18 protein-coding genes and 2 pseudogenes are annotated in these 21194 nt (G+C 52.0%); 7 read left to right on the top strand and 13 right to left on the bottom strand.

The annotated features are described in order from the left end of the window. Nucleotides 1-674: 674 nt before the first annotated feature. Complete coding sequence (locus NQ559_RS12730) at nt 675-920, bottom strand: hypothetical protein (protein ID WP_018697335.1); 246 nt, start codon at nt 918-920, stop codon at nt 675-677. A gap of 458 nt (nt 921-1378) precedes the next feature. Between NQ559_RS12730 and NQ559_RS12725 the strand changes: the two genes are divergently transcribed. Further along, entirely contained in the window at nt 1379-1678 is a 300-nt protein-coding gene (locus NQ559_RS12725; protein ID WP_138265195.1) for a helix-turn-helix domain-containing protein, read from the top strand. Next, complete coding sequence (locus NQ559_RS12720) at nt 1675-2022, top strand: hypothetical protein (protein WP_015546599.1); 348 nt, start codon at nt 1675-1677, stop codon at nt 2020-2022. Before NQ559_RS12725 ends, NQ559_RS12720 begins: the two co-directional genes overlap by 4 nt. Before the next feature lie 51 nt (nt 2023-2073). Here NQ559_RS12720 and NQ559_RS12715 read toward each other — a convergent pair whose 3' ends face one another. From NQ559_RS12715 to mobA, 12 genes and pseudogenes are all read right to left on the bottom strand, one after another. Next, nucleotides 2074-5313, bottom strand: coding sequence for a helicase-like domain-containing protein (locus NQ559_RS12715; protein ID WP_524535791.1), 3240 nt, complete (start codon nt 5311-5313; stop codon nt 2074-2076). 99 nt (nt 5314-5412) lie between these two features. After that, nucleotides 5413-7305, bottom strand: a complete 1893-nt coding sequence (locus NQ559_RS12710) for a winged helix domain-containing protein (protein WP_018697338.1) — start codon at nt 7303-7305, stop codon at nt 5413-5415. Between the two features lie 27 nt (nt 7306-7332). Continuing rightward, on the bottom strand, nt 7333-7509 hold the full coding sequence (locus tag NQ559_RS12705) for a hypothetical protein (RefSeq protein WP_018697339.1): 177 nt from the start codon (nt 7507-7509) through the stop codon (nt 7333-7335). Next, nucleotides 7496-7936, bottom strand: a complete 441-nt coding sequence (locus NQ559_RS12700) for a DUF1896 family protein (protein ID WP_018697340.1) — start codon at nt 7934-7936, stop codon at nt 7496-7498. Before NQ559_RS12700 ends, NQ559_RS12705 begins: the two co-directional genes overlap by 14 nt. A 5-nt stretch (nt 7937-7941) precedes the next feature. Then, a complete protein-coding gene (locus tag NQ559_RS12695; RefSeq protein WP_256128760.1) occupies nt 7942-8844 on the bottom strand; it encodes a DUF4099 domain-containing protein in 903 nt (300 codons plus the stop codon). Between the two features lie 132 nt (nt 8845-8976). Next, nucleotides 8977-9207, bottom strand: a complete 231-nt coding sequence (locus tag NQ559_RS12690; RefSeq protein WP_138265192.1) for a hypothetical protein — start codon at nt 9205-9207, stop codon at nt 8977-8979. Nucleotides 9208-9421: 214 nt separating this feature from the next. After that, entirely contained in the window at nt 9422-11962 is a 2541-nt protein-coding gene (locus tag NQ559_RS12685; protein WP_018697343.1) for a DEAD/DEAH box helicase, read from the bottom strand. 7 nt (nt 11963-11969) lie between these two features. After that, nucleotides 11970-12869: a HamA C-terminal domain-containing protein gene (locus tag NQ559_RS12680; RefSeq protein WP_015546603.1), complete on the bottom strand. Its 900-nt coding sequence runs from the start codon at nt 12867-12869 to the stop codon at nt 11970-11972. 18 nt (nt 12870-12887) lie between these two features. Next, complete coding sequence (locus NQ559_RS12675; RefSeq protein WP_018697345.1) at nt 12888-14027, bottom strand: ATP-binding protein; 1140 nt, start codon at nt 14025-14027, stop codon at nt 12888-12890. A 179-nt stretch (nt 14028-14206) separates the two neighbouring features. Further along, a pseudogene (gene mobC / locus NQ559_RS12670) lies at nt 14207-16222 on the bottom strand (conjugal transfer protein MobC). A gap of 21 nt (nt 16223-16243) precedes the next feature. After that, nucleotides 16244-17536: a conjugal transfer protein MobB gene (gene mobB, locus NQ559_RS12665; RefSeq protein ID WP_018697348.1), complete on the bottom strand. Its 1293-nt coding sequence runs from the start codon at nt 17534-17536 to the stop codon at nt 16244-16246. Next, nucleotides 17521-17946 (bottom strand): annotated as a pseudogene (gene mobA / locus NQ559_RS12660) (conjugal transfer protein MobA). The gene mobB and the pseudogene mobA overlap by 16 nt, the downstream one beginning before the upstream one ends. 581 nt (nt 17947-18527) lie before the next feature. Here mobA and NQ559_RS12655 point away from each other — a divergent pair. From NQ559_RS12655 to NQ559_RS12635, 5 genes are all read left to right on the top strand, one after another. After that, nucleotides 18528-19301, top strand: a complete 774-nt coding sequence (locus NQ559_RS12655; RefSeq protein ID WP_018697350.1) for a ParA family protein — start codon at nt 18528-18530, stop codon at nt 19299-19301. Continuing rightward, complete coding sequence (locus tag NQ559_RS12650) at nt 19294-19674, top strand: DUF3408 domain-containing protein (RefSeq protein ID WP_018697351.1); 381 nt, start codon at nt 19294-19296, stop codon at nt 19672-19674. The genes NQ559_RS12655 and NQ559_RS12650 overlap by 8 nt, the downstream gene beginning before the upstream one ends. A 14-nt stretch (nt 19675-19688) precedes the next feature. Next, complete coding sequence (locus NQ559_RS12645) at nt 19689-20414, top strand: hypothetical protein (protein ID WP_244062017.1); 726 nt, start codon at nt 19689-19691, stop codon at nt 20412-20414. A gap of 200 nt (nt 20415-20614) precedes the next feature. Further along, a complete protein-coding gene (locus NQ559_RS12640) occupies nt 20615-20872 on the top strand; it encodes a DUF4134 domain-containing protein (RefSeq protein ID WP_019150812.1) in 258 nt (85 codons plus the stop codon). A 3-nt stretch (nt 20873-20875) separates the two neighbouring features. Continuing rightward, on the top strand, nt 20876-21190 hold the full coding sequence (locus NQ559_RS12635; protein WP_018697353.1) for a DUF4133 domain-containing protein: 315 nt from the start codon (nt 20876-20878) through the stop codon (nt 21188-21190). Nucleotides 21191-21194: the final 4 nt, after the last annotated feature.

Raw genomic sequence — 21194 nt, 5'->3', positions numbered from 1 at the left:
CCGGGGCGAAACGGAATATGCCAAGCGGGAGGACGGCAAAAAACAGGAGGGCGGACAAGGGCACCCGGCAACTACACGGGCAACCTGCAGGGGCGTCCGGCAGGGATGGGGAAAAGCAACCGGGGAAAGGAAGGGTCACCGAAAAACAAGGGCGACAGGAAAAACAAGAGCCGCCGGAAAGGAATAAGGGAAAATATCGGCAAAAACAGGGAGTGCCGGCGAAGGCAAGAACTGCGCGAGGGGAAGTTGCCGGGGGAAACAGGGCAGGCCGCCGGGTGTTTTTAGAGCGGCAATCGGGGTGATGCCACGCAGACAGGTATGCAGGAGCAAACAGTAAAGAAAACAGAAACATGGATGCCTCGGGGAGCGGCGACAACGGTAAATACTGCGGAAAGACATTGCGGAAGCCGGACAATGCGGACGGCAAGGACGATACGGATGATACGGATGATACGGAGCAGTGCGGACGGTGCGAACGGTGCGAACGGTGCGAACGGTGCGGACGGTGCGGACGGTACGAACTGGTGCGAACTGGTGCGAACTGGTGCGAATCGGCAACCCGATGGACTGGCAGACGGGGCGGAGAAAGCGGAGAAAGGATAGAGCGAAAAAAACAGGCCTGCGAAAACGCAGGCCCTACGACCCGGCCCGAAAGCCGGACTAACTCTTAACAACTATTTGTTCTGGTCGCCAAGGATACGCATTGCAACATCGAGGATCGTCGTGTCGTCCAGTGTAACGACTCCACCGTCCGGGCCCGGTTCGAAATGAACCCCCACGCACTCCTTAGCCTCGTGCTTGCCCCCGAAATAATTGCGGACGGTTTCTACGTCGAGTCCCAGTTCATCTGCAATGCGTTGCGAGCTGCCGCTGGGCAGCCTGTCCTTGATGCGGCGCAACTCGTTAAATGTGATAATCATATCCGTTGAATTTTAAGTTGAAGTTCTGCATCACTAAGTTAATACAATTTTGCGGAACTGCAAAATTTCTGCCTTAAAAAGTGAAATAAAAACGTAACATGAACGGAACAAAAATAAAACCGCCCCTTCTATTGCGGCTGACTGTTTTCGAGATACCGTTCTGTAAATCAGAACGGTATTTTTATTGAAAAGAGCAAGGGTTACGAATTGGTGACGGAAGTCTTACATTTTGTTGCACCCTTATACAATATATCCAAGAACTCACGACAAAGATAGTTAAAATATTCTACATAAGCAAATTAACGAATATAAAAGCATTAAGTACTATTTAAGCATATCCAACTCGGATATGCTTTTTTGTGCTACGAGCGGGTTGATTATTTAGTTGCCTGTTTTAACTAAATTATTACTATCGGAATGTTTCCTATCATTGCATCGTCTAACCAACGATCATTGTAATGAAGCCATTGAAAGGTAATCCGACTCTGCGTTTGTTACGTCTGGTATTGCGACGATTCAATCGTCTCGAACTACTCATCCAAAACAATTCTCGACCTTTACCCGATGACCTGATCGACACTCCGGCAGTCCGCATGCTTACCCGGATGTCCGACCGTACCCTCTCCCGTCGTCGAAGCGACGGCACGATCCCTTATGTCAAGCACGGCGGCAAAATCTATTACAGCAGATCGCGCGTTCTCGAAGCCCTCCGGAATGAACCCAACACCACATCAACCAATAAAGTAAAGAAGTCATGAAAAAGATGATTCTTATCGAGCGAAGCAAATTCGCTCTGCTCGTTCGCAGCCACATGAAAGCCTCGAACATGCTCCTCGTATTGCAGCATGTCTGCCGGGAGCGCCGTATTTCTCTTTCGATGACGCAGGAGGAAGTCTGCCAGCTCATCCGACTCGATCCGGATTTCGTCGAGAAATACAAACGTCGCGGAAAACTCTGTCCCGTCGAGGATCAGGATGGCAAGCAATATTATAATGTACTGGATTTCATCAATCTGAAAGACATGCAGGAGAGTAAGCGTATTTTCTATCAGACGATGGAACAAGCGGTGCCGGATACGGCGATTACGATTGATCGGGAATAACCACTCAAATTCAACGAGGCTGCCTAACAAATTTTAGACAGCCTCGCTTTTTTATAACTTCGGCCCTTTGGCCTTCATGTTCGTCGCGGACCGCACGAGAAGAATATGATTGCGAATAAAGTCCGATTCGGGCGGAGGCACGACGTGCTCCCGTTCTTTCGGAGGTTCTTCTTGGTTCCCGGATGCCGCAGAAAGCGGCTCTGCCTTCGACGGTCTGACGACCTCGTCCACCACCTCCGCGTTTTCGATCTTCGACTCATTGCGGTTATCAGCTGTTTTCGCCTGCATCTCCTGCTGCTTCTGTGCGATGTCGAGCTGAATCTTCCGAGTCAGCGACTCTGCCTCGGCCTTGAGCCGCTTCAACTCCTCCTCTTTGGGCCATACGGCTGCGATCTGTTGCTCGAAGGTCGGAATGTCGCGGGTGAATTGCTTTTTCTCTTTCTCGTAGGTCGCCATTAGTGACGGTATCGTGTCGAGCGCCCGGATAAAGTTCGTCGCCGCTGTTTTCGGCTCCGCAGCCAGATGCCCGTTGTTGAACGTGTACTTGATGCCGTCCAACCCTTCGACCATGAATTTATTGACCGTGAGCGCCAGCCCGTCTTTCTGCATTCGCTCGGTGCGGACGAGAATGCGGAAATCGAACAGCGTGCCGATTTTCTGGTAATCGTCGCCGGTATTTACGGTGCGGTCGATCTCCACGAGGCGCTTGCCATGGGCGACAATATCCGCGGATTCCACGCCGTCGATCCGCAGGGGATTGGCCCGCTTGCCTTTGGCGTCCGGCGGCGCCACCTCGTTGATATAGTCCCAGTCGCGTTTCAGACGTTCGAGCATCGCATCCCGTCGTCCGATCTCCGCCGTGTAGCGCTGCAGTTGGCTCTGCGCCTCATGCCGGGTGCGCATGAAGATTGTCTGCTCGCTCTCCAGCGCCGCGATCCTGCCTTCGAGCTTGGCCTTTTGCAGCAGGTCGGTATTTCCCGACACCACGGCCATCCACTCCGCGAAGTTCATCCCCGAATCCTCGCTGATGGCCCCCTCGTCCAGCCGCCGCGCACCTAACCGGTTGCGCTTGAGCTGGTCGATGAACTGCTGTTTGTTGTGCAACAGATTCAATTTGTAGGCATCGAGCGTGCGTAGAACGGCATAGACATAGGCTTTGACCTTATTGCCGGCATACTCCTTGGCGACTATGTTGCCTTTCCGTGCGCCGCGGCCATTGCGCTGTTCCAGATCCATCGGCCGCCACGGAATGTCGAGGTGGTGCATGCAGACGATCCGTTTCTGGGCATTGACTCCCGTTCCGAGTTTCTGCGTCGAGCCGAAGAGCACCCGGATTTTCCCTTCGTTCATGGCGTCGAACATCGCCTGCCGCACCTTGTCGCTCGCGGCTTCCTGTACGAAGCGGATCTCCTGCGCCGGAATACCGTGGTCTTCGACCAGTTTGCGTTTGATCTCCGAATAGACGTTCCAGATGCCGGGCTTATAGGTCGAGAGATCGCAAAAGACCATCTGCGTGCCTTTCTGATCTTCGTATCGCCGATAGTATTCTGCGATGTTGGCGGCACTGCGGCTGGCCTTGTTGCCCGGCGAATCCGCATACGCGGGACTTATCAGCCGCATGTCGAGCGAGAGCTTGTTGGAGTACATCGTCACCAGCAGCATCAGGGCTTTGACCTCCCCGTCGCTCAGGTCGGTGCGTCCGATATGTTCGGGATCTCCCGTCTTGGCGAAGAGTACCAGCTTGTCCAAAAACGCCTGTTGATCGTCGGTCATAGGTATCTGGCATAACTCCTCGTCCAGCTCGGGACGGTCGATTCCCACGTCTGCGGCCGTGCGGTAGTCGGTAATCTCGTTGTAGAACATGGCCAGCTCCGGAACCTTGATGAAATAGCGGAAACGCTCTTTGGAGATCACTTCGTTGGTCACCGAAAACTCGAACTCCGATGTTTTCTGCGCGAATACCGCGGCCCACGCATCGAAGCAGGGAATGTCCTGTCGCTCCAGCTCTTTGGGACGCAGATACTTGAACAGCAGATACAGTTCCGTCAGGGAATTGGCGATGGTCGTTCCCGAAAGGAACGTCGCGCCGAGATCGCGCCCCGTGCGTTGCTGAATGGTGCGGATGGCGTACAGCAGGTTCGTGGCCTTCTTACTGCCGTCGGTATTTCCCAGTCCCGACACGCGGCTGTGGCGGGTGTTGAACATCAGATTCTTGAAGTTGTGCGATTCATCGACGAACAGATGGTCTATTCCCATCTGCTGAAAATCTACCGTATCGTCCTTTTGCGCGTCGATTGTCTCCTGCAACTCGTGGAGCTTGGCATCCAGATTCTCTTTGCGCTTCTCCAGACCGCGCAGAATCCAGCCGTCCACATGTCCGCCCTGCTTTTCGTAGGACGCCAGATTTTCATCTATGTCGTCCATCTCCTGCCGAAGAATCTGCTGCTGCACCTCGGCCGACTGGGGTATCTTGCCGAACTGTTCGTGCGTAAGGATGATGCAGTCCCAGTTGTTGTTCTTGATGTCGCTGAAGATCCGCAGGCGGTTCTCCGGCGTGAAGTCCTCCTTGCCTGGATAGAGCAGACGGGCATTGGGATAGGCCGTGCGGAAGGTTCGGGCGATCTCGTGGATGTTGGCTTTGATACCGATGATCATCGGCTTGCGGGCCAGTCCCAGACGGTGCATCTCATACGCTGCGACGCACATGATGAGCGTCTTGCCCGTACCGACCTCGTGGTCGCAGATGCCGCCGCCGTTCTGCTTGATCATCCAGATCGCATCCTTCTGGCTGGGATACAGGTCGTCGATGCCCAGCCCCCGCAGGTCGAGCCCCGGAAACTGCTGGTGGCTGCCGTCGTAGCGTGGACGGACATAGCAGTTGAATTTGCGGTTGTAGAGATCGGTCAGCCGCTCCTTGAAATCGTCGGGCTGCGCATGCAGCCATTCGACGAACGCCTGCCGGATTTCGGTGATGAGCGTGTCGGCCTTCTGCCGGGCCTCGAAGTCGGGAATCCGGATGGTCTTGCCGTGTTCGTCCTTGCCGCCGTCCTTGTTGATGTTGGGCAGCGTGTTGAGCATGGCATGATGCAGCAGATCCATACCGTCGTAGACCTCGAAGTCTCCTTTGACGACGTATTTTTGGGAGATCAGAGGGCTGTACCCGTGGTTCTCGATGCCGAAGGCATCCATCTTCGCCGAATAGCTTACCGATACGGGCACCTGAAAGAAATGCTCGCAGAAGCCTTCGTAAATATCGGTCGGTATCCATCGCTCGCCGAGGTTGAAATCCAGCTCCTCGAACTCGATGCGTTTGGGTGCGGCCTCACGAAGCAGCGCGAGCGAGCGGCAGCTGGCATCGTCGTCGGGATTCTCCTTGAGGTAATTTTCGATTCATTCGGCTTTGGCGACGACATTCCCTGCCGCGAGCCGTTCGCGGATTTCATACCCCTTGACCATCGGATTATAGAAAATGAGATCGCCCAGCTCGTCGATCAGCTCTTGCCGGGAGCGCGATGCGAGCGACTCCATATAGGAAAACTCCACCCGTCCGAACTTGTTGAGCGAGGCGGCCAGCGCTTCGGCCGCCGTATCGACGTGCTTGAGCTCGTAAGGATCGAACGATACGGGGCGTCGGAGGATGTCGGAGAGCTGTTTTCGGCCTTCTACGAAGCGTTCGAGCCCCAGCACCTCCCGCCCGCCGGGATCATTCAGGATGAAAGCGGCATTCTCCTTCTTGTTCAGATCGCCCAACAGAGCCGTGAAGTTCTCGTAACATCCGTTGAGTTTGCGCCGCAGACCCTTGTATTCGATCTCGTTCTGCATTTCGAGCCGGTAGAGCAGCTGGTAGGTATCCCGTAGCGGGATATAGCGTTCGGCCCGGTATCGGGACAAGGTTCCCAGCTCTTCGGGATGGAACGTACAGCCCTGTCGTGTCAGGCCGCCCAGACGCCCGACTTGCCCTTCGAACAGAACCAACGACCGCTCTTTGTAGTGCGGAAGCATCGTGCCGGTAAAGGGCCGCGGATCTTTATTCTCCGAAGCCGGCGTAGCGACTGCCACCGGTGCATCCGTTACCTCGGTCGGTTGTGCGAACAGATTCCCCTGCGTGAAGAGATCGGACATGCCGGTCGTATCCGTATTGCGCCCCGCTCGCCGCCGCTGTCCCAGCGGACGGCGGGCGATCGGAACGGCAGCAGCGCTGCCGAAAAGCGATGCGGCCGGAGCCGGTGCAACGGATGCCGGCTCCGGTGGCGCCACGGATTGCGGAGCCGCGACCCGATTTTGCCTCCGGGCGGTCGGCGGCTCGGTTTGCGCCTGCGGGATATGGAGCGGGCGGAGATATTGCGTATATCGTTCGGTTTCGAGGCGGGCTGCGAAATCATTTGCGAGGATTCCGCGCAGCCGCTCGGCGATCTGTTCCGGGCCTCCGTCGTAGTGCAGTACGAGAGCGGATTGTCCATAGAGACCTTTTTCATGCGAAACCGTCGTATGGATCGCGTACTTGAAATCCCGGTGGTAGTCGTTCAGGTAAATTCCGTTGTTAATTCGGGAAGAGGTGATGAACCGCTGCTCGTCGGGAGTAAGCTCCCGCTTTTCGCTCTGTTTCTGAAGAACGATGAGGTCGCTGGCCACTTCCGTACCGGCATACTCCGTAAAGAGGTTGTTCGGCAGCCGCACGGCCGAAACCAGCCGCGCATGCTCCATCAGATAGCGGCGGACGGGTTCGTTGCCGGGAGCGTCCATGACGCCCGCCGAGGTGACGAACGCCAGAATGCCGCCCTCGCGGAGCGTATCCAGACTCTTGATGAAGAAATAGTTGTGAACAGCCTTGAGCGCTTGTCGTCGAACCGGGTCGTCGCTCTTCCGAAAGGCAGCGTCGAAAATCCGGGTATCACCGAAAGGAATATTGGACGTCACCACGTCGAAATAACTGTCATAGGCCGATTCGATGGTTTGGAAACCGTCGATGACGACCTGTTCTCGTTCCCGGGCCAGTACGGAGAGCACTTGTCCGGTCAGCAGGTCTTTCTCGAAAGAGAGGATTTCGACTTCGCCGTCGGCGGTCTCCCGGAACGACGACGGGCAAATCCCGGCCCCGGCGCTGGGGTCGAGCAGCCTGCAGGGAACGACACCTGCATCCCGGAGCGCCTCGGCGAGTGCACGCACGATGGCCGGCGGTGTGTAGAATGCCGTCAGCGTAGAATTGCGCATGCTCTGCACGAAGTCTTTATACCGCTGTTCGCTGCCGGCATAATGGCGCAGCAGTTCGTGCAGTTCCCTCACCTGTGGGAAGAGTTCCCGGTCGGTCTTTCACTGCGCGAGGTCGTCGTCCGCAGCGGCCGGCTGCAAGACGCATTTCAACGCTCCGAAGCCGCTGTACGCAGCCAGGGCATCTCGCTGCTGCGGGGTAAGTACCGTCGATGGAGCGAAAGCGATACGCAGGGCGGCGATGTTCGCCTCCAGATGTTTCCTTTTATTGTATGCCATGCAGTTCGATGTGAGTTTGGATGAGTCCGGTAAGTTCCAATAGAAGATTTTTATAGGACGGGCTGCTCTCGAAGTCGTCGGTCAGGTCGTACATCTCGAATGCCTCTTCGCAGACGGGAAGCAGTTTCAGGCAGAAAGCAGTGCGCTGCCGGGCTGCGACCTCCGGGAACCATTCCGATACGACCTCGAAGATCGCATCGTATTTCGAAAAACGCAGGTCTTGGTACAGAACGGCGTTCGAGAGTTCCAGAGCCTCGTAGACGCTGTTGCCGTTGCGAACGGCACGTTCATAGGTCTGCGCCGCATGGTCGCTCCGCTCGGCGATGAAGTGTTTGTCGGGAAGCAGTTCGGGATGGCTTTCGCGCAAATAAGCGGTAAGAGTTGCCGCGAAGTACGGCAACTCTTTCTCTTCTACGTGTCGTTTCATAATGGCTAACCGATTTTCATGCCTTTGGGTTGTGCGCCGGGAAGCGACGGAAGACGCCGGCGGACGCGCTGGCGCGGACGCGGGTTCTCCTCGCCCAGACGCGAACGGTAATTGCGGGCGTTGTTGCCGAACAGGGGCCGGCCCGTGTCGCTGTAACGAAGGTCGGTGCTGATCGTCTTGCCGCCGACTTTCATGCCGGGGATGAAGACGACCTCGTGGTTGGCCAGCTTCGCCTGGATGTCTGTACTTACCTTGACTCCGAAAACCGTATCGTGGATGCGCAGATGCGGATTATTGTCGTTGCGGAACACCACGTCTCCGCGGTTGGCGTCCACGCGGGCATGGCCCGAGATGACCCGGCCGTCCTTGAGGTGGATGTCTTCGACGAGGATCTCCTTGCCGGAGCGCAGCGCCTCGATGTCGTCGCCGATCTCTTTGCCGTAAATTCGGGTGGGGAGCGTCAGCGCATCGACCGGAAGCGTCGTCAGGCGGTTCGTCGCCTCATGGACGCTGACATAACACTCGCACTCGCGGCCCGAGGTAAAATCTTTCATTTTCTTGGTGGAACCCAGATGTCCGTCGGTTTCGAGGCGCTCGATTTCCTTGTCCGTGAAGAGCTCCTTATACGGCGATATTTTGTACTGCGGCTCGTCCAGACGTGTGAAGATACGGAGTTGGACATTGCCCGCATCGTCGCGGATCGGCGAAATCGTGCCGAGGCCCAAATCGACCCAGCGGCCGTCCACCTTGTGTTTTAGCGGTACCAGTTTGTTGGGGATACGTCCCTTGAGGATGTCACCCATGCTTTGATTCTCCAGCAGGATTTCTTTGTTCAGGCCCAACGCCTGAATCTGATCCCACGGAAGTTCCCGTTCCTCGAACTTATAGCGGTCGGCGAACTTGGCGATACGCCCCTCGTTGTTGAGTTCGTAGTCGGAGACCTCTTTGGCCAGGGAGCCGTCCTGATCTTTGCCTTCACGGACTTGGATGATGGAGTCGAGGATACGGTCGAGTTTTTCGATTCCGATCCGGAAGAAACTTCAGCCCAGGTCGGACGGGCGTCCGTATTGGTTGCGAAGGTTTTCGAAAAAGGTTCCTAAAACCGTTCGGCTGTCGAACGAAAGGGCTCTGCGCCGATCGCCCGGAGCCGTGCTCACGGTGTTGAACTCTCCCGTTTGCTCGTTCATTTCGCTGACCAGACGCAGATCGTTCGTCTTTTTGTCGAGGACGGCCAGCACGTCCTTCGATAGCTTTTCCTGTTCTCTTGCCATAATGCAGATAATTAAATGAATAAATTGAATGAATGGTGAAAATCCTCCGCCAAGATAAAGCCTTTTTCAGTTCATAACACCAAAGGCGCCCCTTCTGGCGGGAAGAGGCGCGGGTTGGCAGAAAATGGCATACTTTAATGTAAAAATATCTTTATCGAATAGGGATGCTAATCTCTTGAAATTTACTCCTTGATAAATTTTTCATCAATATTAGTCACAACAACTTTTGTGCTTCGATATATTCTATTGAATCCTTTTGGAGCTTGGATAATACTTTGTGTTTATCTACTTTTTTAAGTTGTCCATTTTCTGAAATAAATGCACCTCTGCACTCCTTGAAAATTTTTTGTGCAGAATATCTCGACAATCCCATATTTTGCAAAGCGATTATTTCTCTGTTTTGAGTTCCATACTCTAAAAGCATCGCCCAATTTTCTCCGGCATTATCTTCTCCCAAAATATTTTTAACCATCATATGATAATGATTGAAATATTTTTCAAGCTGAAATCGAAGAACAATCTCTATTTCATCTATAATATTCCCAATTAAAGCATTTATATGTGTTTTGTCATTTTTATCAAAATCAACCAAATCACCATTATTTATTCGAAGTTTCCGATTGTGGTCATGGAAATAGTCAATAGATTCCGAGATAATTTGGTTCAAACTACTATTGTTGATCCATTTATTCATTAACATGGCAAAATATTTCAGCGAATTTTCTTTCCCGAGATATTTGTCATTCCAACTATATAGTTTATATAGTTTTGTTAATGTTTCTAAAATATTGGGATAGTTGATTTGTGCCGGCAATAATATATTACGCTTTTGAGCATGTAAATATTTCAACTGTTTATATGCGCTATTTTGGGTCTTCAGTTCTATTGATTCATTCGCAGACAATATCAAATATGGCGTTTCATTTTGAGCCGATTTAGATTTGGCCAATTCAATAATCTTCGTTTTGTTTCGTTCTATTAAAGCTGTTATTATAGGGCTTTTATACCCATTCTTAGGTTCAAGTGTATCTATACAAATGATATTGGCTATATATCTCAATATGTTCTGTTCTATATCTGTTCCAGAAATCTCTTGTTCTTGAATAATCTTCTCAATCTTTTTCAGATTATGGTCGATTCTTTCGTATATTGTTGGTACGAGTTGTATATCTTTTTCCTTGAAAAATGATGGCTTATCCCAACTTACATCTCCATGTTTAACACAAAACACATTTCCTTGAAGCTCTTTCGCAAGACGTCCTGCTCTACCTGCCAAGTTCCAAAAGTCAATAGGTCTTAAAATCTTCTTCGCTTTTTTATCATCTAAAATAAATAGATTTTGCGTGGGCATATTTACACCTTCCAGCAAAGTTGAAGTGCAGAAAATATATTTCAGATGACCGTCTCGATATAAATCTTCTATCAAATTACGGATCAATTGCGGCATATTTCCGAAATGGTATGCGATTTCTTTTTGAACCAAGTCTGCAAGGTAGTAATCGGGGTGTATATAAGCTCTGATAATAGACGCCGCTCGCTTCAACGCTTTATTGTCGGAGCATTCTATGGTCGCCGCAAGTTCTTTCGCATAACTAATTGCTTTTGATTTCGCATTACAATATATCAAATTGCTACGTTGTCCGAAGCGAAGCAATACATCATTGATGGACGAAATATCTGCCAATACCGGATGATTTATCGGTATGAATTCATCATTCAAACAATAGGATAATTCCTTCTCTAATAAATCTATGAAATATAAGTTTTGTGCAACTGGAGTTTCTTGCGTCTTAAAAGTATTTTCTGCCTTTCCATTTCGAAACATGGATAATAAGATCTCAGGATTGGAGACATTGGGCGAGGCAAAATAAAGTTTTATATCCGGATATTTTTTCAGCGTTTTTTCAATAGACGTATAGGTAGTTATACTGCGGGCGTCTTCCGTTTGTGCTAATTTGTGCGCTTCATCCACGAAAAGGAAACCTATCGAAGGATTCTTTTCCTGCGATATGTAACTGATCAAACGCTCGGGCGTAAGAATCAGAACATAATTGCATTGTTCATTTATTGGCAGCTCCGCGATATTTGAGTTGGTGACTATTTTATAATTATTGGTTTCCAACAATGCTCCCATTTCAGATTTCAGTTCAATGGCGTATTGATTTATCAATGCACGACTTGGAACCAATATGATAAAGTTTTCCTGCGGTGTATTTTGAATTGCACATCGCAGGAACGCTTTGATGACAAAAGACTTTCCCATAGAAGTCGGCCCGGAAAAACTGAATTCGCGTGATGAAATCAATTTCGAAAACAAATCGTATTGAATATCCGTAAAAACGTGCCCTACGCCATCGGGAACTTCCTGTATAAGTTTTTTTGCTTCATTCTGAACCGAGCGATCGAACGGCAAATTAGAGGTGTTATTATTGTCGGCTTCTAAATAAGATATAGCGGGGAAATTGCCCAAGTTACTATAAACAGCTTTTGCAACGGTGTGATAGTACACATTATCCTTGTAGTAAGGATTTAGATAGGTAATGATTTTATATGCGTAATTACGCGCATCCGAGATAGAAGAGGTCGATAATAAGTCTGCAAATCGCAATAAGTCGCGAATTTCTTTTTCGGTATATTTTTCTTCGGTGTCAATATTCAATGTGCGCAAAACAGAACGTTCAACGCACACTCTGTATAATTTTAGAAAATATGAATCCGAAATAATCGTTTGGGCTATCTGATTTGCAACTGTCATCTTCCATCTATTTTTTTAATTCAGCAATCATCTTTTTTCTCTGTTTCTTAAGCTCGGAGAATGGAACGATGTATATGTAGAAACTATATCCTCTGAAATCGTCTTGTTTAATATGATCATTTATCGTCGGAAGAATGGCCCGCACTGCGTTCTCAACTTTCTCATAGATAGTTTCTCTGAAATCTGCATTATTTAACTTCCGTTCATCATCCGTAATCTCGACATCGAATCCCAGAAATATCCCAAATGAGTGGTCGATATTTAGATCCTCATCATTTTCTCTTGGGATCAGCAATTTTTTCAGCAGGTCTACAGAATGTTCATCATGCGCCTCTTTTAAGAAATTTGAATTGACGAGTTGAATTTCATAGCGCAACTTATTCAAATCCTCTTTCAAAAGATTTTTCAAAGATTCAAAAGCCTTCTTTACGCCTTTTTTTAAGTCGGAATATAGTTTGGATTCACCGAATATGAATTGGAATGTATTGTCATCTATTTTTAATAGATGAACACCGTCCGCCCCATTTACATAATGGTTTGGATCGGTCTTCAATTCAAGTTTTGTTAACAGTTTAGGTGCTTTCAAGTGAGCCTCTAACATGGTATATAACAAAATCTCACCCAATTCTCCATCATTGCTCTCTGCCTTTCTTAAACGTTCTTTCGCTTTGGATACAAGAGTAGTGTATTTCTTTTGGCTGCACAATTCATCATATGCGCTTCGGGAAAGAGCATATGCCGTTAGAATATCTCCAAGCTCCTCTACCAAAGTAGCATATGAAAACGCATTATTCGATATTTTCAATGAGAACAAGTTCAATTTATTCCCATTCTCGATTGGTTCGTTTTCAAAGATTTTATGGAAGAGGTTCAAGAATTTTTCAGGAACATCAATTCTTAACGGCATAACGCATCTATTTATATTTTACCACTTTATGATTTCTCCGGCCGAAGTTTTCATATTCTTCTCTCCATTATAGATCGCAAAGCATTGTTCTGGGTTTGCTCCCGATAGCTTAGCCCATTTGGCGATGCCCTTGAAGAAATCCGGAGAATAGGTCGCTCCCGATTTGATTTCGTAAGCGTACGGCTTGCCGTCGATATATTGCAGCAAATCAACTTCGTTGCCGGTGCTGTCGCGCCAGAATGTTAGATTGGGTTCTTCCCCCTTGTTATAGGCTTGTTTCACGAACTCGTTAATTACAAGATTCTCGAACAAACCGCCTCGTAAAAAGTGTGTCGATACCTGCTCGGCTGTCCGTATGTCCAGCAACGAGCACGCCAAGCCCGTATCGTAGAAGTAGAGCTTCGGGGTCTTGACCAATCGTTTGGCGTAATTGTTATGATCGGGTTTCAACAGGTAACAAATGTAGCTTGCCTCCAATACGGAAATCCAAGTCGAGATAGTCGAAACGGCAACGCCGCACTCATTGGCCAGCGACGAAAGGTTGAGCAGCTGTCCGATACGCCCTGCACACAGTTTAATGAAGCGAATGAACTTGCTCAGATCGCCGATGTTCTTCATCAGACGCACATCCCGTTCTACATAGGTTTGGATATAAAACGGGTAGTAATCCGACGGTGCTATATCCTTATCATAAAGACGAGGATAACCTCCGTTGAAAATCTCGTCATCGACTGTCCGTGGAAGTATTTCGCTCTCTTTCATCTCCGCATGAGAAAACGGCAGAAGTTTCAGTATGGAGGTTCTTCCGGCCAACGATTGGTTGATATTTTCCATCAACAGGAAATTGTGCGAACCGGCCAGCAAATATATCCCCTCGCGTCCCTCTTTATCCGTATGCGTCTGGATATAGGAGAACAGAGCCGGAACCCGTTGGGCTTCGTCGATAATCGTTTTGTCCGGATAAGTCTTAAGAAAACCTCTCGGATCATCCGTTGCGAACAAACGCATATCGGGGTCTTCAAGCGAAACATATTTATAATTGGGAAAAGCATGACGCAGCAAAGTCGATTTACCCGACTGCCTGGGGCCGGTCAAGGTCACTATTGGATATTTTTGCGTAAGTTCTGAGAGCTTTTTATGCAGTGTTCGTTCAATCATACTCAATCCTTTTTTTGCAAATTTACGATTAAAAAATAAATTTGCAAATATGCTGTGGGCGGAAATAGATCTTGTACAGGGTTGTATAAGTATGAGCGTATCTAAATTTGTAAAATAGAGCATAGCGATTTTTTCAAAAAAAATCGCTATGCGAAATGGAGATTTTACCAAACCACTATCTATTCGGATTTCTCTAATAACTTTTCCGCCAATTTTTCGTCCTTCTCTATCCTCTTCATTTCAGCTTCGATGATGTCGAGCGCATCCTGCTTGATGCGGCGGTAATTCTCCTTGATCTTCTCCTGCATGATGTCCCGTCCGGCGGTGTCGAGGAATGACGATATTTCGGGGATCGGTTTATACTCCGCCATTTCTTTTTTCACAGCTTCGTTGTCTATGACGATCCGGGCATGGAAAATTTTCTGCTCGATCTCCTCTCCGAAGTTGTCGCTCACGGCTCCGACGAACACGCCCTGCGAGAGCGTCGAGATTTTCGACGCAGGAATAAGACTGTCGAGCTGGGTGTTTATCGACGTCGAGGTATCGCTGCGGTTGATGCTCACGGACAGTCGTTTCTGCACGATCTTTCCGAATCGTTCGGAGAGTGTCCGGGCCGTTTCTCCTACGACTTGTCCGCTGAAGATATTGCCTACGGTATTCTGAATCACGGCGGCTTCCTTGTCTCCGTAGTCGCGCTTTAGCTGGCTGAAATCCTGAAAACCCAGACACACGGCGACCTTGTTGGAACGCGCCGTTGCGATCAGGTTGTCCAGCCCCCGGAAATAGATCGTCGGCAGCTCGTCGATCACCACGCAGCTTTTGAGCTGCTTCTTGCGGTTTATCAGTTTGACGATGCGCGAATTATACAATCCGAGTGCCGCGCCGTATATGTTCTGCCTGTCGGGATTATTTCCCACGCAAAGAATCTTCGGTTCCTCGGGGTTGTTGATGTCGAGTGTAAAATCGTCTCCCGACATGACCCAGTAGAGCTGCGGGGAGATCATGCGCGAGAGGGGAATCTTCGCCGAGGCGATCTGCCCCATCAACTGCTCTGCGGCTCCGCCTTTCCATGCATCCACGAAGGGCGAAAGATAGTTCTCCAACTCCTCGTGAGCCATCAATACGGTGAATAACTCTTCGTAGGGTTTGTTCAGCAGCTCGATGGCATGGGGAAAGGTACAGTATTTTCCGCCGTCGTAAATCTTCAGGAACCAGATGATCGCCGCGAGCAGCACGATCGGCGATTCGACGAAGAAATCTCCCTGCTTCTGTATCCACGAACGGTTGAGATTGAGCATGATGACATAGCTGGCCTCGTATGCGTCGGTGATGTCGGACATGAGATTCGGCGCGAGCGGATTGCATCGGTGAGAACGGCGCGGGTCGTCGAAATTTATGACATAGAATTTCGGCGGCGTCGCTCCGTAAGCCCCGAGGTTCTTGCGCAAATGGTTATAGGCGATAACCGACAGGTCGTCGAACTTGAAGTCGTAGACGTAGAGCGCATATCCCTTTTCGATGGCCTGCTTGATGTAATTGTTGATGAGGGCATAGGATTTTCCCGAGCCGGGCGTTCCTAAAACGATACTCGCCCGGAAGGGATTCACGACGTTGATCCATCCGCTGTGCCTGCGTCTCCGGAAGACGAACTCGGTCGGGAAGTTGAACGAATCGTCGTTTTTCAGCAGGCGTGTCTCCTGCATGAAACTCTCGTTTTCGGCATTGAACGGATCATCCGTCATACGGTTTTTCAGCAGACGGCTGCTCCATAGTCCGGCCGCCAGCATGCCGAGGAATCCCACCAGCAGCGTCGCCGTATAAAGCGCCGCCCGCAGGGTCGTCACGACATTCATCCCGAGCAGCCAGCCGTTGCCATAGAATAGCAGTATGCCGATGCCGCCTGCCGCGGCGATATGCTTCCACGATATTTTCTCGTCCTTCACGCCACGGTTTCCCATGCACGACAATGCGAGAAATACCGTGCAGAAAAGCTTGGTGCAGAGCGGCGATGAGAACAAGGCAGCCGTCCGCTGGAAATTTTGCAGGATGCGATCTACGACAGGGAGCGTTCATCCCGCCTGCGTAAACCACTCGTAACAGAACCAGTAGATGTGAATGGCGAGAAACAGAAAACTGATCGCCCGCATGAAATCCGCGACTTTGGCCAAGCCGCGCAGATCGTCTTCTTCTTGCATGATCGTAACGTATTGAGATTGTTAAATTCTTTTCCGGATTTTCCGCCGCCGCTTCTTCCTGCGGGGGAAGAGCCGGTATTCGGGAGCTGTTTCCCACTCCTTTTCGGGCGTATATTCCATGAGTTCGCCTATTACGTCGGGTATCGAAACGTAATGGGTCTCAATGTACTCCTCGAACTCTTCGACCGAAGATAGTCCCGGCAGGGGCGGTTCGAGGGGCGGCAACGGCCGTAACTCTTCCTGTATGGGTGTGGACGACTCTTGCTCCCGACCGTTGAACCACGCCTCGAAAGCGTTGGCCGCATACTCCTTTCCGAGCCGAGAGCCGTTGAACACCTGATGTGTCGTGCGGTCGATGAAGGTGACGCCGTAAATCCGCCCGGCGTCGTTCTCCCGGAAAACAGCGTCGATACCGTTCTCCCGAAGTTCGGCCGTGAACGCTTCGCGGTCACGGCCTCCGCTCCGGGCACGGTCGATCTCGCGGCGTGTGCGGTCGAGCGTTTCGGGATGTTGCCGAAGCCGTTGTTTCGAGGCGTCGAATTTTTCTTCCAGCGCCTTCCATCCGAAAAAATCGCCCAGCCGGGACGCTTTGACCGCCGCTCCCGTGCGCTGCCCGTCGTCATCGAGCACGTGGTAAACGAGCCCCCGATACGGTCTGCCTTGCACGTCGCCTCGGATCTCTTCGGCTGCGACGCCATAGCGTTCGAGCAGCGTGTTGAACTCCGCGAGGGACTGGAATCCGTACTGCTGCTTGAGCGTCATCACGACGTTACGCAGCTGATGCTTCAAATCGCTCCGACGGTAATCGACCCGGCGCAATTCTTCCGGTTCTGTTTGCACGCCGCCGTCTTCGGGCACATGCAGACCGTACTCGTATTCCAACTCTCTGCAAACCGCCATGGCGCGCCGCAGTTCGTTGTTGTGGTCGATCTTCTGGCCCTGCTCGTCCACCCTCACCGAGACGATGTGCATGTGTCGCCGTGCGATGTCTTCGTGCAGAAAGACGACATAGGGCTGGCGACCGTATCCCATGCGTTCCATGAACTCGGCGGCAAGTCGCGTGAGCTGCGCTTCCGAAAGCCGGTCTTCGGGCGAGGGGTTGAGCGAGAAATGCACGACCGGTTTTCGGACACGGGGATTGAGCGCCGTGTAGTACCCGAAGGCTTCCGCACACTCCTCGATACTGAATCTGCCGTCGCTGCGTTCGGGTATTCCCTGCATGTATAATATCCGGCCATCGCCGGCTTCGACCTTAATGCGGTTATACTGAAGTACGCCGTAGACGTTGGCCCCGGAGTTTACTTTCGGCACCATTGCAGCAGCTCCTTCGTAAGTTCGACGACCGCCTTCACGAGTTGTTCCAGCCGTTGCGTTTCGAGCGTCAGACGGTAGAGATAGGCCAACGCTTTCTTATCGCCGAAGGTCGTGTGTATGGCTTTGACGCACTGGTTGTAGTTCACCCCGACAGCCCGGAACTGGGCGTAAAATCCCGTCAGCCGGACATAGAAATCGTAGGTGTTCTTGTCTCGAACGACGACCGTAAAAGGTCATCCGAAGATGCGGTGGCAGATGAAATCGGCTTTATTTTTCATTCCGGAGTGTTCGTACATGCGCAGGAAACGCTCGTTCTGCTCGCTTGTCAGGCGAACGTAATAGCGGTGTATGCGCGGATCGTCGAGGGCTTTGCGGCCCGCGGCGGAGGTCGGTTTATCGGCAGCATCCATAGGGCATCGGTGTTTTGAGGTTACGACTCGGGAGTAACCGTCCGCCGCGCCGCAGGTCGCGGCGGCACTTTCGGCGGCTCGGAATATTCCGAGCGGCTGAAAGTACCCCTTGCTATATGCAGGCGCATATAGAAATCCGGCCAAGGGCCGGATGAAGGTGCGCGCCTTCGGCGTCGCGGCGGGATTACTCTTTTCGGAGGCAAAGGTAGAGCGTTTTATCTTATGTTGTATCAGACATATACCTGCCAACGGACGCCGATACGCGTCTTTGGGCGCCACCCGTTTTCGGAGCCGCCGAACGGGGGCGTTTTCTCATTTTCTTTGTGCGCGGATCAGTACTTACGAATCTACCTGCCCGCGTAATCTCTTACTCCCGTACATCCGTCATTGCGCGGCTATGCGGATACGGATATAGATGTCTGCATAGATGCCGAAGTTTGTATGTGACAGCTTATATCCGTATCTGCCGACAAAAGTATGTGAATCCGCAAAGGCGTATGAATCGCCGAAGATACGTAAATACGCAAGTACGTATCCGCGTATCGGAACAAGTTAAATATTAATCGCTTAATTATTTTTGTATGGAACAGAATCCGTTGTGCATCGCTTTCGCCTCCCAGAAAGGGGGCGTCGGCAAATCGACCCTCACGGTGCTGGCAGCCTCGTGGCTGCACTACCTGCACGGCATCCGCGTCGCGGTGGTGGACTGCGACTACCCGCAGCACTCCATCCTCAAACTCTCGAACCGCGACAAGGCCGTCGTGCAGTCTTCGGCGATCTACGGCAGACTCCTCGTTTCACTCGCCGAGAACAAAGGGGTGAAACCTTATCGTATTCTCTGCTGCAAACCTTCCGAGGCGATGTCGGAATGGCGGAAATGGGCCGCCGTCGCTGAAGAACGATACGATGTCGTGCTGTTCGACCTCCCGGGAACGGTGGGCAATGAAGGCGTGCTCTCCACGATCGTCGAGTTGGACTACCTTTTCATCCCGATGAAAGCCGACCGGATCGTGCTGGAAAGCACGCTCAATTTCGCCTCTGTTCTCAACGACCGCCTGATCAAGACGGGACGGGCGCATCTTCGGGAGCTGTTCCTGTTCTGGAACTTGGTGGATCGCCGCGAGCGGACGCCGCTCTATGAGCAGTACGAGAAAGTCCTCGATCAGTTGGGGCTGCGGCATCTGCGCACGCATATTCCCGTGCGGAGCAACTTCAACAAGGATATTCAGGAAACGGGCGGCCCGGTGTACCGGTGTACGCTGCTGCCGCCCGACCGGGCTTTCGTCGCCGAGTGCGGTTTCGACCGCCTGATGATGGAGATCTGCGCCGTACTGAAACTTCCGTCCCATGAGTAGGAAAGTACCTGTCCGGCAGGAGCTCGACGAAGAATACCTGCGCAGCCTGATGGCCGGCCCCGAACCGGCTGCCTCGGCGTCAGATGCCATAGCCCCGGAGCCGGCGGAAGCGTCTGCTTCGGAGCCGCGCGTCAGGCGTTCGGATGCGGAAGACTATGCGTCGCGGTTTCTGAAGAATACTCCTTCCGAAGCCCGGCAATGCGTCTATATCGACCGGCGGCTGCACCGCAAGATCACGACCCTCGTGGGCGTTGCGGGCAACCGGCGTTTTACAGTCGGGAACTTCATCGACAACGTATTGGAACAGCACTTCGAGCGGCACCGGACGGAAATACGGTCGCTCTGCTCCAAAGGACTCAATAAAATTCTATAAGGATGACACCCGTTATGAAAATCACGGAAACCCTCGTCGTGCTGTTCCTTGTGCTGTTCTGCTACCTGTTTCTGGATAAGTTCCTCTTCCGGGGCGAGTTGGGCGAGATTTGCTTCGGGCCGACGTGCCGGGCGCTGGCGCGTTGGTATCGGCGGCAAGCCGACCGTCTCGACCCGCCGCGCCGCCGCAGGCGTCGGACGGCGGCCGTTCCCCCTAAAGACGATGCGTTGGTCGTCACCCGGGACTACGGCACCGGTCAGCGGACGCCAGCACGCGCCGTGTCACGCCACTCCCGACGCAAAGGGAACAATTCAGACAAGAGCGACCATACATTTGTACCGGCAAGCGACAGCGATAAGGAACATCGCGCCGTGCAAGCGACCGTTCAGGGGTGGATACATAAGGAACCTACGGCGCTCACCGCGGAGGAAGAGAACACCCTGATGCGCGAAGCTGCGACCGAAGAGGTGATGGACATAGGATGCGAAACGACGGCCCCGCCTGCCGGGACGCAGAGTTTCTCTCCGCAGCAGTTGGATTGCATCCTCGCCTTGTGCAAGGGGCAGGCCGTGCCTGAAGAGCAGCGGCAAACCCTGGCCGGAGTGCTGCGTGACATCCGCCATACGGAAGTGCAGCGTACACTCATGGACGCCATCTCCGGCGCCAGCCCGATCATCGCCCGTTATCTGGACGATGCCGAGAAGGAAGCGGCGCAGCGTATAGCTGCCGCTCCGAAATAGATTGTTCAACTTAAAAAATGCGAAGCTATGAAAGCTCCCGGATACTACGATTCAGGCTGACGGCAGGATGAGCAGCACGCATGAATCACGGGCCCAGCGCCCGGAGAGAAAATCTGAAGTCGAATTAAAAAACACAATCATCCATGAAAAGAAAACTCATTTTCAGTTCGGCATGAATCGCCGTATGACTGCTCGCCACGGTGCAGCACGCCGCAGCGCAGCAAGGCAACGGCATGGCCGGCATTCAGGAGGCTACGCAGATGGTCACGTCGTATTTCGACCCGGCGACCAAGCTGATCTACGCCATCGGCGCCGTCATCGGCCTGATCGGCGGAGTGCGGGTCTATCAGAAGTTCAGTTCGGGCGATCCGGATACGTCTAAAACCGCTGCGAGCTGGTTCGGAGCCTGTATCTTCCTGATCGTCGCCGCCACGATTCTGCGTTCGTTTTTCCTTTAGACGATGGCCGAATATCCGATCAATAAAGGCGTGGGCCGCCAGGTGGAGTTCAAGGGGCTGCGGGCGCAGTACCTCTTCCTCTTCGCCGGCGGCCTGCTCGCCGTTTTCATTCTCGTAGTCGTACTTTATATGGGCGGTGTCGATCAGGTGGCATGCCTTGTCGCGGGCGTGGGGCTGGGCGGTGCGCTTGTGGCGCTGACCTTCCGTCTGAACCGCAAGTACGGGGCTTACGGACTGATGAAGCTCCTCGCCGCACGGCGGCATCCGCGACGTATCGTCTCCCGAAAAAGTGTGGCAAGAATTCTAAACCGACATTAGAAAC

It is taken from the genome of Alistipes onderdonkii (genome assembly GCF_025145285.1).
Classification (GTDB): Bacteria; Bacteroidota; Bacteroidia; order Bacteroidales; family Rikenellaceae; genus Alistipes; species Alistipes onderdonkii.
This window is presented reverse-complemented; position numbering and strand designations above follow the sequence as displayed.